A 16,267-nucleotide genomic window follows, 5' to 3' on the forward strand; every position below is an offset into this window, starting at 1 on the left:
TGCGGACCCGCGATCATCCGATGACCACGATGTTCGCCTACAGCTCCTGGGCATCTTCACCGGCGCCGCCTTCACCGAGACCATCTTCGGCTGGCCACGGCATGGGGGAGTGGTTCATCCAGGCGATCAACGAGCAGGACATCAACTCGGTGGTCGCGGTCAACCTGTTCGCCGCGGTGGTGGTGCTGGCCTCCGGCTTCCTGGCCGACCTGCTCACCGCCGCCCTCGACCCCCGGGTCAGGTCCTGATGACTGCCGTGCTCCCGCTCGCCCCGGCCGAACCGGCCGCCCCCGCAGGCCGCTCCCGCCTGGTGCTGCGCCGCCTGCTGGCCGCCCGCGGGGTCGTGATCGGCGCCGTCACGGTGCTGCTGCTCTTCCTGCTGGCCTTCCTCGGCCCGTACCTGACGCCCTGGGACTACGCCGCTCCGGACTACACCGCGCTGCGCCAGCCGCCGTCCGGCCAGCACTGGTTCGGCACCAACGGGCTCGGCCAGGACGTCTTCGCGCAGACCGTCCGGGGCCTGCAGAAGTCCCTGGTGATCGGCCTGCTGGTGGCGGTCTTCTCCACCGTGCTGGCCGGCCTGGTCGGCGCCTGCGCCGGATACTTCGGCGGCTGGGCGGACCGCTGCCTGACCTTCCTGGTCGACCTGATGCTGGTCTTCCCCAGCTTCCTGATCATCACCATCATCTCGCCCCGGCTGAAGGGCTCCGGCTGGATCGCCTTCGTCGTCCTGCTGGCCGTCTTCAACTGGATGATCACCGCCCGGGTGGTCCGCTCGATGACCCGCTCGCTGCGCGAGCGCGAGTTCGTCCGGGCCGCCCGCTTCATGGGCGTCCACCCCCTGCGGATCATCCTGCGCCACATCCTGCCGAACGTCGCCTCCTTCCTGATCACCGACGCCACCATCACCGTCGGCGGCGCCGTGATGAGCGAGGCCGCCCTCTCCTACTTCGGCTTCGGCGTCCGCGCCCCCGACGTCTCGCTCGGCACCCTGCTCGCCGCCGGCACCGACCAGGCCCCGGTCTTCCCCTGGCTGTTCTACTTCGCCGCCGCCCTGCTGGTCCTCTTCGTCCTCGCCGTCAACCTGATCGGCGACGGCCTGCGCGACGCCCTCGACCCCACCTCCCGGAGTTCCCAGTGACCACCCCTCTGCTCGAAGTCGCCGACCTCGCCGTCGACTTCGGTTCTCAGCCGGCGGTCCGGGGCGTCGACCTGACGCTGCGTCGCGGGGAGACCCTCGGGATCGTCGGCGAGTCCGGCTCCGGCAAGTCGGTGACCGCGCTGGCCGTGCTCGGCCTGCTGCCGGGTGCCGCACGGGTCAAGGGCTCCGTACGCCTCGAAGGCCGCGAACTGGTCGGACTGCCCAGCCGTGAACTCGCGGGCCTGCGCGGCAACAAGGTGGCGATGGTCTTCCAGGACCCGCTCTCCGCCTTCACCCCGGTCTACCGGATCGGCGACCAGATCGTCGAGGCGATCCGGGTGCACCAGAAGCTGGACCGGGCGGCAGCCCGTACCAGGGCCGCCGAACTCCTCGACCTGGTCGGCATCCCCGACCCCCCGCCGGGCCCTGGACTCCTTCCCGCACGAGTTCTCCGGCGGCATGCGCCAGCGCGCGATGATCGCCATGGCCATCGCCAACGACCCGGACATCCTGCTCGCCGACGAGCCCACCACCGCCCTGGACGTCACCATCCAGGCCCAGGTGCTGGACGTGCTGCGCACCGCCCAGCGGGAGACCGGCGCGGCCCTGGTGCTGGTCAGCCACGACCTCGGCGTGATCGCCGGGATGGCCGACCGGGTCGCCGTGATGTACGCGGGCCGGGTGGTGGAGACCGCCCCGGTGGACGAGCTCTTCGCCCACCCCCGCCACCCCTACACCCTCGGCCTGATCGGCGCGGTGCCCCGGCTGGACGGCGCCCGCGGCGCCCTGGTGCCGATCCCCGGCCAGCCACCCGCCCCGGGGACGCTCGGCGGCGGCTGCCCGTTCGCCGACCGCTGCCCGCTGGTGGAGGACCGCTGCCGTACCGAGGAGCCCGCGCTCACCGGCGACGGCGACCACCTCGCGGCCTGCCTGCGCGCCGACTTCCTGGCCGGGACCCGCCCGGCCCCGCAGGAGGTCTACCCCGTCCCGCCGCTGCCCGAGCCCGACCTGACGCCCCGTGAGGAGCGCGAGCAGGTGCTCGCCGTCACCGGCCTGACCAAGACCTTCCCGGTGCTCAAGGGCACCGTCTTCAAGCGCCGGGTCGGCTCGGTGCACGCGGTGGACGGCGTCGAGCTGGACCTGCGGCGCGGGGAGACCCTCGGCCTGGTCGGGGAGTCCGGCTCGGGCAAGTCCACCACCCTGTTCGAACTGCTCGGCCTGACCACCCCCGAGGCCGGCCGGATCGAACTGCTCGGCCACGACACCGCCACCCTCACCAAGGCGGACGCCCACCGCCTGCGCGGCGAGGTGCAGATCGTCTTCCAGGACCCGATGGCCAGCCTCGACCCGCGCCAGCCGGTCGGCGACATCATCGCCGAACCCCTGCTCGCCCAGCGCGCCCCGCGCGAGTTGATCGACCGTCGGATCCCCCAGCTGCTCCGCCAGGTCGGCCTGGATCCGGCCCACGCCGGCCGCTATCCGCACCAGTTCTCCGGCGGCCAGCGTCAGCGGATCTCCATCGCCCGGGCCCTGGCCGTCGAGCCCAAGCTCCTGGTCCTCGACGAACCGGTCTCAGCCCTGGACGTCTCGGTCCAGGCCGGCGTGCTCAACCTGCTCCAGCAGCTCAAGGCCGAACTCGGCCTGGCCTACCTGTTCGTCTCGCACGACCTCTCGGTGATCCGCCACCTCTGCGACCGGGTCAGCGTGATGTACCTCGGCCGCACCGTCGAAGAGGGTCCGGTCGCCGAGGTCCTCGACCACCCCCGCCACCCCTACACCCGGGCCCTGCGCTCCGCCGTCCCGCTCCCCGACCCGGCCGCCGAACGCGCCCGTACCCGCACCCTGCTCCCCGGCGACCCGCCCTCCCCGACCGAAACGCCACACCGGCTGCGCCTTCCGCACCCGCTGCCCGCTCTACGCCGAACTCCCCCCGGAGAAGCACCCGGTGTGCGAGCAGACGACCCCGCCGCTCACCGACGGAGTCGCCTGCCACCACGCCTGACCGCATGCCCGTCAAGCGCTGCGCAGCTGCCGGGGGAACCAGGGGTCGCCGACCAGCTTCGGGCCGTCCGGGGTGTGCAGGGTGAGGAACTGCGGGGAGGTGGAGTACTCGGCCAGCGAGACGGAGCCGTGCCGGGTCTCCAGCTCGGCCTCGACCCAGACCGGGAGCTTGCGCAGCCTGCGGCGCAGCAGCAGGGCGTCCCGGCGGCTGAACGGGAGCGGGCTGCGCAGCAGCAGGCGCAGCGGGCTGTCGAGGGTGGTGACCGGGACGCCGGTGGCCAGCTCGCAGCCGACGGCGCCGATCGGGCCCCAGCTGAGGTTGTAGCTCTCGACCACCGCGCCGGCCTCCGGGAGGGCCGCCAGGGCGGGCACTCCGAGTTGCCGGTCCTCGGGCAACTGCGCGAGACGGTCCGGGAGTTGCTCGGGGGCGAGGGTGAGGGCGACGGCCGAGCGGGGGGCGTAGGCGGCGACCGCTGGTCCGGCCGGGGGCCGTGCAGGGCGACCGGGATCCAGCTCTCGGCGGTGGCCGAGCCGTCCCGGGTGCAGTGCACCCGGGTGGGGGAGAGGCCGGCGATGGCCGGGGCACGGCGGACGGTGACCCAGGGGTTGCCGCGCAGCAGGGTGCGGGCCCAGGTGGGCAGCGGCTCGCCGCCGGAGACCGTGCGCCGCAGGGAGGAGGGGCAGTGCAGCAGCAGCAGGTCGTGCGCGGTGGGCGTCCGGCCGTCCATCGCCGGGACCGGCCCGACCACCCGGCGGGGTCGGCCGGGGTGCTCGTCGGGGTCGTCGGCCCTGCGGCGGCGGCGCGGCACTGCGGTGGTCATCGGGGTTCTCCTTCTTGAATTGTGGTGCCGTCAGACGGCGTTGAGGCCGTGGCGGGTGAAGACGCCGCGGGCGGCGGCCACCTGCTCGGGGGTCGGCGAGGGGGTGTCGGCGAGCGCGAAGTCCTGGCCCAGGGCCTCGTACTTGGCCGCCCCCAGCTTGTGGAAGGGCAGTACGTCCACCGGGTGACGTTGCCCAGTGAGGCGGCGAAAGCCGGCCACGCCTTCGACGTTGTCGACCGGGTCGGTCAGCCCGGGCACCAGCACGAAGCGGACCCAGACCTCCTTGCCGAGGTCGGCGAGGCGCCGGGCGAAGTCCAGGGTGGGCTCCAACGGCCGTCCGGTGACCTTGCGGTAGAGCTCGCGGTCCCAGGACTTGATGTCCAGCAGGACCAGGTCGACGTCGGCCAGCAGTTTGTCGGTGGCCCGGGCGCCGAGGAAGCCGGAGGTGTCCAGGGCGGTGTGCAGGCCGAGTTCGTGCTTGTAGCGGTGGAACAGCTCGCCGGCGAAGGCCGGTTGGAGCAGCGGCTCGCCGCCGCTGATGGTGGCGCCGCCGCCGGAGGCGCGGATGAAGGTGGTGTACTTCGCGGCCTCGGCCACCACCGCGTCGGCGGTGGTGCGCCTGCCGTTGCGCATCTTCATGGTGTCGGGGTTGTGGCAGTAGAGGCAGGTCAGCGGGCACCCGGCCAGGAAGGTGACGAACCGGGTGCCCGGCCGTCCACACCGGTGGAGAGGTCCCAGGAGTGCACCGAGCCGGTGAGCGCACGGTGAGCGCGCCGACGGGATCTCGGTTCCGAGGGTGACGGCCATGACGTGGTAATCTCCTGTCCGTAGAGCGAGCCGTGGAAGGTGCGGTTGAGTCGTCGAGCTGCAGTTCGCGGGTCAGCCGGACGAACGTTGACACACGCGTATTCCGCTGGCAGTCCTCTCCGAGATGGCTCAGTCTGCGGGTAGTTCTCTCCGGTGCTCCATGTACGTCCGAGCAGCTGGTCGCGGTATTGAAGCACGGATTGACGTTCATGATCGTGAAGCCCGAGTGGTACCATGGTACTAGCCGCTAGACGTGTGGCCGCAGAGGTTGCGCAACCCCATCCCTTGGGGGGGGTGCGGCACGAGCGCGTCGGGGGTGACGGTGTTTGGTCCACGAGATGCCGCGGTCCTCGGCGTTGCGCCCTGCTCCAATAGCGCAAGCACCCTTGTGAGCGTAAACGGACGGAGTACGTGGCGCCTTGTGACCACGTAATCCGTTGTGCGCGCTAACCGGCCGTTCATCGGGTTGGCGCCTCGGGGGAGACACGGCTCGCGCGGCCCGGGCGCCGTCAGTGGGCGTTGGAGCCGGTCTTCTTCGCCCGTCGACCCACGGTGTGGAGAGGATATCTTCTCCGTCTAGTCCATGACTGCGGTGTGCTCGCGCTGCGTAGAGCTCGGTGCTTCGCGCACCTTCTTCAGTGACAGTCCCTCTCGCGCACCAGGCCGGACCGCGATGGAGCCACCTGTCACAGGTCGTCGTTGTCTGCCAGGTAGGCACGGGTACTCGACCCTCGATCAGGTAGTCAGGTGACCCAGCCGAGCCCGCTACCTTCACCCCGCAACACGGGGGTGATCCTTAGGCGTGCTTCATGGCCCGAGAGCGAGTCAGGCGGCCACTCGGAGGCCGTGCGACTGCCGCAGGCCATGGTGCGGCCGGCGACGGCGCGGTCGTGCAGCGCCAGATCTCGATCCGCTCAGTAAGGCGCTAGCGGTCGGGCTGTAAGTGATGAGCGTTGAAGGGGCGTGGACCGTAAGGTCGGGCCAGGCCGCTCCATCTCCTGGGCAGAACAGCGCCAATCACCGTCGTCGTAGTCCAGAACATACGATAAGGTATGCTCGCGACCGCGCTGGCCGGTGAGCCTACCTGGGCGCCGGTACTCTCGTCCCGCCTGGCCGCCGTTGAACCGCGTAGAGCAGGGATCTTGGCGAGGTTCACCCGGGCGCTCGAAGACTGCATCTGATCTTGCCGACCCGCCATGGGCCGAAACGCACGTAGGTCGCACACTGGCTGGCTCGTCGTGTTCGCCGAAGCGCGGGCGCATCATCTCGGTCCGACTCGTGACTGCCCACGTCGTGCGAAGGTGTCGATCGTGTGACACCGGGGCGCAGAACTCCTTGAAGCCCTGGGGGAGTTGCGGGTATACAGATCAGAAGAGACCGTCATGGTTCGGCCTCGGGGACCGGCCGAGGTTTGTAGAGAAGGTTCTGGGACAGTGTACCGGAACGAGGTCCTGGTGCGACCGCTATCGGAGCGGCCGTCATCGCCGAACGCCGCCAGATGCGACTTTCGGTCACCCAGGTCTGGTCGTCCGGAGAACAGGCTCGTCGTGACATCGGGGGATGGTGGCGGGAGGAAGCGGGACGATCCGCAGCTTTGGACGATGAAGTCTGTCGACCAGCTCCCTGGCGCCTGCTCCTCAGACGTCAGCGCACCCGTTGGCGATGGTCCCGCTGAGGTAGACGTCGACGAAGTGTGGGCTAGCGTGCTCCCCAGCGACCATCGCCGCGGTGCGGCCCGTTCTGCTCCTTCAACCGCCGCCCGGTAGGCGAAGTACAGCCACTAGATGGCCTCGGCTCCACTGGTGTGCGGGGCCGGATATGTCGTAGTCCGCGTAGCCCGTCCGTCATCCTGCTTGAGCTCCGCCCAGCGAGCGGAATCTGCTCGAGAGCTCCTCGCGGCTCGCTGGATGGTCTCCTCCCAGCAGCGCCGCCTCGTCGTGGCGGCGTCCAGCTCGGACTTCCTCGGCCTTCGCTTGGTCCTCGATTCAAGCCGGTTTGACGTCCCGTGAAGCCGCGACCCGGCGGTAGAGGGGGGGTGAGGGGGGGGGGGGGGGGGAGTACGGCCATGATCCGGCCAGCGGCCGTAGGCCGTCCGGGAGTATCCGGTGACGAATGGCCGTCCTTGCGGGCAGGCCCGGTATGGCGGGGGATGTAAGGCGCTCGAAGACCCGGCGTTGTGGGTCTTGGCGGGTACTCCGGTGAAGACGCTTCTCCAGCCGGGGTCGACCGGTAGCCGTACGTCTCCAGGGCGGCCCGGCCGAACCTCCGCCAACCCGCCGTTGGTGCATATGATCGCCCCGCTTCAGGCGGGGCCGTCCGGTTCTGCAGTCCGTACGATCAGTCCTTGTCCCGAATACGGAATGTAATCCGGGGGCGTATGCGACGGTCCTGGTCGAGGAGGATGTTTATTGGGGTCGTACTCGACGTCGTAGACAACGCTCGAAACCATGTACTAGTGTGTGATAGTAAATAAACAGAACTAAAAAGAACAATCCCCACAAACGCACTCAATCTCTAGGGCAAACCATCGGAATTCGATTTACGCGCGAAACCAGCAACGGATGCACGGCGTCGCCCGCCCTTGGCCGCATCCTCGGGAATTGTCCGTGTGGCCTTCCACACCCGCGGTGGTGCGCTCGGTGGGCCCGGCCAGGAATGAGCTGTCGCCCAGGTAGGGGGTGTAGGTTTCTGCTGGATGAAGTCACGACGTCGATGGCGTCACGCCACAGCCCGCCCTTTGAAGCCCGCCCGGGCGCCGCGGCCGTCTTCTCGTGTGACTGGGTGCTCCATGTCTGCTGCTTGCCACCGCTCCTTGGATTTCCGAAGCCCTACTTGTACATTGTTGCATCCATTCACAAAGTTACATGGCTCGGAAGGTCCTGATTCGTAGGGACTTTGGGGCCTCAGCCGGTCTCAGACCCGGTCGCCGTAGTAGCCTGCCGCGTTCAGCTGCTGCATGTCTGCGATCATTCGGCACCGCGGGTTTTGGCCGGGGGCACTGTGTCTCTCGTAGGCGTACATCGCCTGCTGCGGCAGCGCCTCCAGGAACGGACGCCTCGTCGACCCCGCCGCCTTGAAGGAGTCCGGATGCCGACCTTGGCCCGCAGCTCCTCGACCGTCCCGCGCCAGCGACTCCACGCCCTGCTCCGGGCTCCCGGCCGGCAGCCGAGCATCTTCGCGATCGCCTGGAACCGCTCCGGGGCCACGTAGCTCCGGTACTTGGGCCAGCTGGTCACCTTGGACGGGGCCGCGCCGTGTGTAGCGGATCACCTGCGGCAGCAGGATCGCGTTGGTCCGGCCGTGCGCGACGTGGAAGGTGGCGCCCAGGGTGTGCGCCATCGCGTGCACCACGCCGAGGAAGGCGGAGCCGAAGGCCATCCCGGCGATGGTCCCGGCGTTGTGCATCTTCTCTCCCGGGCCACCGGGCTGTTCGGGCCGTCGGTGACGGCCTGCTCCAGTTCTCGAAGATCAGCTTGATGCCTGCAGGGCCAGCCCGTCGGTGAAGTCGTTGGCGTAGACCGAGACGTAGGTCTCGATGCAGTGCGTCAGGGCGTCGAAGCCGGGAGTCGGCGGTCACGTCCTTCGGCAGGTTCGTGGTGAGCGCCGGTCGCAGATCGCCACGCTCGGGGTCAGCGCGTAGTCCGCCAGCGGGTACTTCTGGCCGGTGGCCGAGTCGGTGATCACCGCGAACGGGGTGACCTCCGAACCGGTGCCCGAGGTGGTCGGGATGCAGACCAGCTTGGCCTTCTCACCCAGGTCGGGGAAGGTGAAGGCGCGCTTGCGGATGTCGAAGAACTTCTCCTTCAGGTCCGCGAAGACCGTCTCGGGGTGCTCGTACATCAGCCACATCACCTTGGCCGCGTCCATCGGCGAGCCGCCGCCCAGCGCGATGATGGTGTCCGGCCGGAAGCCGCGCATCAGCTCGGCGCCCTTCTCCACCGTGTCGATGCTCGGGTTGGGCTCGACGAAGTCGATCACCCGCACCTCGACCGGCTCGGAGCGGCGGGCCAGGATGCTCCGCACCCGCTCCACGTGCCCGATCTCCACCATGGTCCGGTCGGTCACGATGACCACCTTGCGGGCACCGCGCATGTCGGCCAGGTACTTGATGGAGTTGCGCTCGAAGAAGACCTTCGGCGGGATCTTGAACCACTGCATGTTGGTGTTGCGCCGCCCGATCCGCTTGATGTTCACGAGGTTGAGCGCGGTCACGTTCCCGGAGACCGAGTTGGCCCCGTACTGCCGCAGCCAGCGTCAGCGAGGGCATGAAGGCGTTGTAGACGTCGCCGATGCCGCCCTGCGAACTGGGCGCGTTCCAGATCACCCGGCAGGCCTTGACGGCGTGTCCGAACTCCTCGGCGAAGGCCTCGTCCTCGGTGTGCACCGCGGCCGAGTGCCCCAGCCCATGGAACTCCACCATCTCGGTGGCCAGCTTCAGCCCCTGCTCCCGGCTCTCCGCCCTCAGCACCGCCAGCACCGGGCAGAGCTTCTCCCGGGTCAGCGGCTCCTGCGGCCCGACCGAGCCCACCTCGACCAGGATGATCGAGGTCTCCGCCGGCACCTCGAAGCCCGCAGCCTCGGCGATCTGCTGCGGGGGACCGGCCGACCACCGCCGCGTTCAGCTTGGCCCCCGCGCAGTTCCGGTCCTCGCCGACCCCGAAGACGTAGCTCTCCAGCAGCGCCTTCTCCGCCTCGGTCGCCACGTGCGCCTTGAGCTTGCGGAACTCGGCCATCGCCGGCCCGTAGACCTCCTGGTCGAGGATCACCGCCTGCTCCGAGGCGCAGATCATGCCGTTGTCGAAGGACTTGGAGACCACCACGTCGTTGACGGCCCGCTTGAGGTCCGCGCTCTTCTCGATGTACGCGGGCACGTTCCCGGCGCCGACCCCGAGGGCCGGCTTGCCGCAGGAGTAGGCCGCCTTCACCATCGCGTTCCCGCCGGTGGCCAGGATGGTCGCCACCCCGGGTTGGTTCATCAGCGCGCCGGTGGCCTCCATCGAGGGCTGCTCGATCCACTGCACGCAGTGCGCCGGAGCCCCCGCCGCGACCGCCGCGTCCCGGACGATCCGGGCCGCCTCGGCGGAACAGCCCTGCGCCGAGGGGTGGAAGCCGAAGACGATCGGGTTGCGGGTCTTCAGCGCCACCAGCGCCTTGAAGATGGGTGGTCGAGGTCGGGTTGGTGACGGGCGTGGACGCCGGCGACCACGCCGACCGGCTCGGCGATCTCCACGATCCCGTCGATCTCGTCCCGACGCACCACCCCGACGGTCTTCATGTCCGCCATCGAATGGTGACGTGCTCGCACGCGAAGATGTTCTTCACGGCCTTGTCCTCGAACACCCCGCGCCCGGTCTCCTCCACCGCCATCACCGCCAGCGGGTGTGCGCGGCCAGCGCGGCCAGCGAAGCCTTCTTGACGATGTGGTCGACCTGCTCCTGGGTGAAGCCCGCGTACTCCCCGCAGGGCCTCCTGACCACGGGTCACCAGGATGTCGACCGCTGCCGCGGCCTCGGACGGGGCAGGGGTCTCGGTCGCTGCGGCTGCGGACTTCTGGCGGGCCATCTCGCTCACCTCGGGGGACGAGTGCTGCGTGGCGCCCCGGCGACGCTGCCGGAGGGCGGCTGACAGCTCCACCCTCCGTCTGCGGAGATCAGGCGGCTACGGGCCTTGGCACGTACTTCCGAGGGACCCAAGGGCTCCACCTCCGGGAGCCGTCGGGCAGGTGGCGGCGTACGGTGGCAGTGCAGTGCGGACCGACCGAGGAGGACGGCATGGGCATCTTGGACAGGTTCCGGCACAAGGCCCAGGAGACGCTGGACCCGAACGAACGCCAGCGCCTCGCCCACGACGAGGCCGCCGACGCGTTCGCCGACACCCCGCAGCGCTCGGCGATGGAGCGGATCGAATCCACCGAGGACGACCGCCGCGCCGCCGACCAGATGACCGCCGAAGGCGACCCCTGGGACTAGCGGGCTGACGGTCGGGCAGGGCAAGCGCTCAGGGGCGCGAGGAACTGCGCGCAGGGGAACGGCAGCACCTGCAACTGGCTGACGGAGAATCAGTTGCAGGTGGGCCGCCTCCCGAAGCGCGCAGTTCCTCGCGCCCCGGTGTAACCACGTACGTCCTCGTGCGCCCGGCGTTACCTGGGCGGCAGCGGCGGGCGGCGGAGGTCGGGCCGGGGGGTGTCGGGGGGCGGGGGAGCGGCGGCCGGGTGTTCGGCCAGCAGGTCCAGGGCCAGCCGGACGGGCGGTCTCCAGCTCCGTGTGCAGGTGCGCCGCCCACTCGTGCGGCCCCCGCACCACCGTGACGTCCGGCGCCACCCCGTGGTTCTCCACCGACCACCCGATGCTGCCCGTGAACCACGAGGCGTTCTTCGGCACGGAGATCTGCGTCCCGTCCCCGAGCGTGTGACGCCCGGTCATGCCGACCACCCCGCCCCAGGTCCTCGTCCCGACCACCGGCCCGAGCCCCAGCAGCCGGATCGCGGCGATGATGACGTCCCCGTCCGAGCTGGTCGCGTGGTCGGCCAGCGCCACCAGCGGCCCGCGCGGCGCGTCCCGCGGGTAGCGGACCGGCAGCCGCCCCCGGGGCGTGGTCCCAGGCCAGCACCCGGCGGTTGAGCTTCTCCAGCACCAGCTCCGAGACGTTCCCGCCGGCGTTCCCCCGCACGTCCAACACCAGGGCGGGGTGGTCGAGTTCGCGCCGCAGTCGCGGTTGAACTGGGCCCAGCCGGAGCCCGCCGAGGTCAGGGATGTGCAGGTACCCGCACCGTCCGTCGCTCAACTCCCGTACCAGCTGGCGCCGTTTGGTCACCCAGTCCTGGTAGCGGATCGGCCGCTCGTCGGTCAGCGGGGTGACCGCGATCCGGCGCTCGGAGCCGTCGGAAGCGGCGTGGAAGGTCAGCTCCACCGTGGTGTTCCCGGCCCCGGCCAGCAGTGGGGCGGGGCCGCGCACCGGGTCCGGCGGGCGGCCGCCGACGGCGGTGAACTCGTCGCCGTCGCGCAGCCCGTAGCCGGCCAGCGGGGCCCGGGCGCGTGGGTCGGAGGACTCGCCGGGCAGGATCCGGTGCACCAGCCAGCGGCCGTCCGCGGCCCGGCGGATGTCCGCGCCGAGCAGGCCCATCGGCTGCTGGGCGAGGGTGGCGCCCTCGCTGCGGCGGGCGGCGGTGACGTAGGCGTGCGAGGTGCCGAGCTCGCCGAGCAGCTCCCTGAGCAGATCGGCGAAGTCGTCGGGGGAGGCCACCCGTTCCACCAACGGGGCGTACTGCTCGACCAGTCCGGGCCAGTCGAGCCCGCACATGCCCTCGTCCCAGAACTGGTCCGGCACGATCCGGGCCGCCTCCCGGAAGGACTGACGCCACTCCTCGGCCGGGTGCACGGTGTGCGTGATCCGGCGCAGGTCGACCGTCAGGGGCTGGCTGCCGGAGGGGAGTTGGAGCAGCCGCAGGGTGGCGTTGGAGAACACCAGCACCGACCGGCCGTCCCCGGCGACCGAGTACCCCTCGACGTGCTCGGCCACCGTGGTCCGGGTGCCGTGCGCCAGGTCGAAGTACTCCAGCACCGGGCGGCCCGAGGTGTCGGCCGGATTGGCGAAGGTCTGCCCCAGCGCCCCCGCGATCGGCCAGCGCAGCCAGAGCACCCCGCCCCGGGCCGAGGCGGTGGCGGAGTACTTGGAGGCCGTCACCGGGAACGGCACCAGCCGGGTGGACAGGCCCTCCCGGTCCACCGTCACCGTGCCGTCGCCGCTGCTCTGCTCCGGGTCCAGCCCCACCGGCGGGCGGCCCTCGGCCGGGGCGGCGAAGGGTGACGGGGTGTCCGCCGCCAGCGGCACCAGGTACGGGCGGCAGCCGAGCGGGAAGGAGAGGTCCCCGGTGTGCACGTCGTGCACCGGGTCGAAGCCGCGCCAGGAGAGGAAGACCAGGAAGCGGCCGTCCCGGGTGAAGACCGGGTGCTCGTCCTCGAACCGCCCGCCGGTCACGTCCACGGTGTGCGAGGGGTCCGCCACCCTGGCCAGCTGGATCGAGCGCAGCGAACGGCCCGCCACCGGCTGCGCCCAGGCCAGCCACTGCGAGTCGGGGGAGAACGTGGGCGTGCCCACCGGGCCGTGCCGGGAGGCGGCCACCTCGGTGACGGTGCCGTCCGCCACCGAGACCAGCAGCAGCCGCCCGTCGGTGGCGACCACCGCCAGGGTGCGGCCGTCCGGCGAACCGGTCAGCTCCACCACCCGGCCCAGCCGCCCCGCCGCCAGCCGCCGGTTCGGGCCCTCCCCGCCGCCCCGGCCCGGCGCGGGGGCGATCTCCACCGCGTCGGCGCCCTCCGCGTCGGTGATCCAGGCGATCCGCCCCTCCGCACCGAGCACCACCGGCAGCCGGGCCCGCACGCCGGGGGTGTCGGCCAGCACCCGGGCCGGGCCGTCCCGGTGCGCCAGCCAGTACAGGCTGCCCCGGACCGTGAGCACGCCGGCCCGCCCGGTGGCGTCGCAGGCCAGGTCCTTGACCTGACCCGCCGTCGGTACCTGGTACGGGCGGCGGCCGGTCCGCGAACCGCCGAGCGGCACCTCCAGCCGGCGCGGGTGCGGCGCCTCCAGGTCCTCCAACAGCCAGAGGTCACCGGCGTGCTGGTAGACGATCCTGGTCCCGTCGGTGGCCGCCTCGCGGGCGTAGTAGCAGGCGTGGTCGGTGTGCCGGCGCAGGTCGGTGCCGTCGGTGCGGCAGGAGTAGAGGTTGCCCACGCCCTCGTGGTCGGAGAGGAAGGCGATCCGGTCGCCCATCGGCATCGGGGAGGCCAGGTGGCCCGGGAGCTCGGGCAGCAGCTGACGGTTCCCCAGCCAGAGCCGCCCGGTGGCGCCGCCCCGGTACCGCTTCCACGCCGCCGGCTCGTGCGGGGCGGTGGCCGTCAGCAGCACGGTGTGCTCGCCGTCCTGCTGCGCGTCGCCGACCGGACCCCAGGGCATCCGGCGCCCGGGGGAGCCGTCCGGCGGGAGCGCCCACGCCCAGGTGTAGTGCGCGAAGGGCTCGTGGTACGAGGTCACCGCGAGCAGTTCGCCGTCCGGCAGCCACCCGCGCAGCCGGGTGTCCTGACTGGCCCAGTGCGTCAGCCGGACGGCCGGCTCGCCGCCGGCCGAAGGGGCGCTCCACACCTCGGGAGTGAGGGTCAGCCAGCTGGTCCAGGCGACGGTCCCGCCGTCCGGCGAGAGCCGCGGGTTGCTCACCCTGGTCCGGTCGCAGCTGACCCGCCAGGCCCGGCCGACCCCGCCGTCCGCGGCGAGCGGGGCGGCCCAGACGTCGTCCTCGGCGGTGAACGTGAGCAGCCCGCCGCGCAGGTGCGGGAACCGGAGGTAGCCAGGGACGGTCACGCCCTCCATGCAACGTGCGCTTCCACGGGCCCGCAACCTGGCATCGGAGGCTCGGCAGGGCAGCGGCCCAGGGGCGCGGGGAACTGCGCGCCGGGGAACGGCAGCACGTGCAACTGGCTGACGCGCCCTCAGTCGCAGGTGGGCCGCCTTCCGCTCCGCGCAGTTCCCCGCGCCCCCAAAGACATCACCTCGTTCCCGGAGCCATTGACACCCGACGGCCCGAGACGCTTCAGTGGTCCAGTCCAATTTTGGCTCCCCTGCACCGAGTTGGACACCCCCACAGAACGAGGCAGGAGCGTCCCCCACATGCGCACTCCCCGTACCACCAGAAGGCTGGTCGCCGGAGCGACCGCCTGGGCCACCGCGGCGGCCGGTGCCGTCGCCCTCACCTTCTCCCTGGCACCGTCCGCGAGCGCGGGCGAGTTCCTGGCGAACGGCGGCTTCGAGTCCGGCAGCCTCTCGCCCTGGAGCTGCTCGGGCGGTCTCGGCAGCGTCAGCAGCCAGGCCCGGACCGGCAGTTCGGCCCTGGCCGGCGCGGCCTCGGCCGGTGACATCGCCAAGTGCGTGCAGACCGTCCAGGTCGCACCGAACACCACGTACCAGCTCTCCGGCTGGGTCAAGGGCTCCTACGTCTACCTCGGCGTGGAGGGCGGCAGCACCGCCTCCACCTGGACCCCGGGCACCGGCGGCGCCTACCAGAAGCTCTCGGTGAGCTTCACCACCGGCGCGAGCCAGACCAGCGCCACCGTCTACACCCACGGCTGGTACGGCCAGGGCACCTACTACGCGGACGACCTCTCGCTGGACGGCCCCGGCGCCCCGAGCCCGAGCCCCTCCGTCTCCGTCTCGCCCTCGCCGTCCACCAGCACCTCGGCCTCGCCGTCGCCGTCCCCCTCCACCAGCACCTCGCCCTCCCCCTCCCCGTCCACCTCCTCCTCGCCGACCGCCCCGCCGCCCGGCGGCCTGCCCAAGCACGCCCTGGTCGGCTACCTGCACGCCAGCTTCGCCAACGGCGCCGGCTACACCAAGGTCGCCGACATCCCGGACTCCTGGGACGTCATCAACCTGTCCTTCGGCGAGCCCACCTCGGTGACCTCCGGCGACATCCGGTTCAACCGCTGCCCGGTCACCGAGTGCCCGTCGGTCGAGTCGGACGCCGACTTCAAGGCGGCCATCGCCGCCAAGCAGGCCAAGGGCAAGAAGGTGCTGATCTCGATCGGCGGCCAGAACGGCCAGGTCCAGCTCACCACCACCGCCGCCCGCGACGCCTTCGTCAACTCGGTCTCGGCCATCATCGACAGGTGGGGCCTGAACGGCCTCGACATCGACTTCGAGGGCCACTCGCTCTCGCTGGCCACCGGCGACAACGACTTCAAGAACCCGACCACCCCGGTCGTGGTGAACCTGATCTCCGCGCTGAAGACCCTCAAGGCCAAGTACGGCAAGGACTTCGTGCTGACCATGGCCCCGGAGACCTTCTTCGTCCAGCTCGGCTACCAGTACTACGGCTCCGGCCCCTGGGGCGGTCAGGACCCGCGCGCCGGCGCCTACCTCCCCGTCATCCACGCGATGCGGAACGACCTCACCCTGCTGCACGTCCAGGACTACAACTCGGGCTCGATCATGGGCCTGGACAACCAGTACCACTCGATGGGCGGCGCCGACTTCCACGTCGCGATGACCGACATGCTGCTCAAGGGCTTCCCGGTGGCCGGCAACACCAACAACGTCTTCCCGCCGCTGGCCCCCTCCCAGGTCGCCATCGGCATGCCCGCCACCACCTACGCCGGCAACGGCTACGTCTCCCCGGCCGAGGTCAACAAGGCCCTCGACTGCCTCACCAAGGCCACCAACTGCGGCACCTACCTCCCCCGCAGCGGCCCCCAGCCCGACCTGCGCGGCCTGATGACCTGGTCCATCAACTGGGACCAGTACAACGGCACCCGCGAGTTCTCCAAGAACTTCGACAGCTACTGGCCGTAGAACGACGGAAGGCCCCTCACCTGAGTGAGGGGCCTTCCGGCTGTCTGTGCGCCGCCAGGGACTCGAACCCCGGACCCGCTGATTAAGAGTCAGCTGCTCTAACCAACTGAGCTAGCGGCGCCTGCTGACGAAGAGAACATTACCCGGTCAGCAGCCCGGA

The 16,267-nt window shown here is 70.9% G+C and carries 9 protein-coding genes, 1 tRNA gene and 3 pseudogenes; 5 read left to right on the forward strand and 8 right to left on the reverse strand.

Annotation, left to right across the window (positions count from 1 at the left end):
* Positions 1-20 precede the first annotated feature (20 nt).
* The 3 genes and pseudogenes from ABD946_RS20880 to ABD946_RS20890 all read left to right on the forward strand — a co-directional run bounded on the left by ABD946_RS20880 (position 21) and on the right by ABD946_RS20890 (position 3,143).
* Positions 21-248 (forward strand): ABC transporter permease subunit, encoded by a 228-nt coding sequence (locus tag ABD946_RS20880; RefSeq protein WP_345285770.1) that lies wholly within the window; start codon positions 21-23, stop codon positions 246-248.
* Complete coding sequence (locus ABD946_RS20885) at positions 248-1,141, forward strand: ABC transporter permease (protein WP_345285753.1); 894 nt, start codon at positions 248-250, stop codon at positions 1,139-1,141. Before ABD946_RS20880 ends, ABD946_RS20885 begins: the two co-directional genes overlap by 1 nt.
* A pseudogene (locus tag ABD946_RS20890) lies at positions 1,138-3,143 on the forward strand (dipeptide ABC transporter ATP-binding protein). The gene ABD946_RS20885 and the pseudogene ABD946_RS20890 overlap by 4 nt, the downstream one beginning before the upstream one ends.
* Before the next feature lie 11 nt (positions 3,144-3,154).
* Here ABD946_RS20890 and ABD946_RS20895 read toward each other — a convergent pair.
* The 6 genes and pseudogenes from ABD946_RS20895 to ABD946_RS20915 all read right to left on the reverse strand — a co-directional run bounded on the left by ABD946_RS20895 (position 3,155) and on the right by ABD946_RS20915 (position 10,075).
* On the reverse strand, positions 3,155-3,514 hold the full coding sequence (locus tag ABD946_RS20895) for a phosphoribosyl-dephospho-CoA transferase MdcG domain-containing protein (protein ID WP_425558671.1): 360 nt from the start codon (positions 3,512-3,514) through the stop codon (positions 3,155-3,157).
* A 479-nt stretch (positions 3,515-3,993) separates the two neighbouring features.
* Positions 3,994-4,770, reverse strand: coding sequence for a pyruvate formate-lyase-activating protein (pflA, locus tag ABD946_RS20900; RefSeq protein ID WP_425558667.1), 777 nt, complete (start codon positions 4,768-4,770; stop codon positions 3,994-3,996).
* Positions 4,771-7,683: 2,913 nt separating this feature from the next.
* Positions 7,684-8,319 (reverse strand): annotated as a pseudogene (locus tag ABD946_RS42830) (hypothetical protein).
* A gap of 24 nt (positions 8,320-8,343) precedes the next feature.
* Positions 8,344-8,982, reverse strand: coding sequence for an iron-containing alcohol dehydrogenase (locus ABD946_RS42835; RefSeq protein WP_425558669.1), 639 nt, complete (start codon positions 8,980-8,982; stop codon positions 8,344-8,346).
* Positions 8,979-9,914: an aldehyde dehydrogenase family protein gene (locus ABD946_RS20910; protein WP_345285772.1), complete on the reverse strand. Its 936-nt coding sequence runs from the start codon at positions 9,912-9,914 to the stop codon at positions 8,979-8,981. The genes ABD946_RS42835 and ABD946_RS20910 overlap by 4 nt, the downstream gene beginning before the upstream one ends.
* Positions 9,905-10,075, reverse strand: a complete 171-nt coding sequence (locus ABD946_RS20915) for a hypothetical protein (RefSeq protein WP_345285774.1) — start codon at positions 10,073-10,075, stop codon at positions 9,905-9,907. The genes ABD946_RS20910 and ABD946_RS20915 overlap by 10 nt, the downstream gene beginning before the upstream one ends.
* Before the next feature lie 466 nt (positions 10,076-10,541).
* Here ABD946_RS20915 and ABD946_RS20920 point away from each other — a divergent pair, with 466 nt between their 5' ends.
* Positions 10,542-10,739, forward strand: coding sequence for a hypothetical protein (locus ABD946_RS20920; protein WP_345285776.1), 198 nt, complete (start codon positions 10,542-10,544; stop codon positions 10,737-10,739).
* A gap of 170 nt (positions 10,740-10,909) precedes the next feature.
* Here the strand turns inward: ABD946_RS20920 and ABD946_RS20925 are convergent.
* Positions 10,910-14,133: pseudogene (locus ABD946_RS20925) on the reverse strand (S41 family peptidase).
* A gap of 297 nt (positions 14,134-14,430) precedes the next feature.
* On the opposite strand from ABD946_RS20925, the gene ABD946_RS20930 reads away from it, so the two are divergent.
* Positions 14,431-16,107, forward strand: coding sequence for a chitinase (locus ABD946_RS20930; RefSeq protein ID WP_345285778.1), 1,677 nt, complete (start codon positions 14,431-14,433; stop codon positions 16,105-16,107).
* A gap of 47 nt (positions 16,108-16,154) precedes the next feature.
* Here the strand turns inward: ABD946_RS20930 and ABD946_RS20935 are convergent.
* Positions 16,155-16,228: transfer RNA gene (locus ABD946_RS20935), tRNA-Lys, on the reverse strand.
* Positions 16,229-16,267: the final 39 nt, after the last annotated feature.

Origin of the sequence: Kitasatospora albolonga (genome assembly GCF_039535905.1) — a bacterium.
Taxonomy (GTDB): Bacteria; Actinomycetota; Actinomycetes; order Streptomycetales; family Streptomycetaceae; genus Kitasatospora; species Kitasatospora albolonga.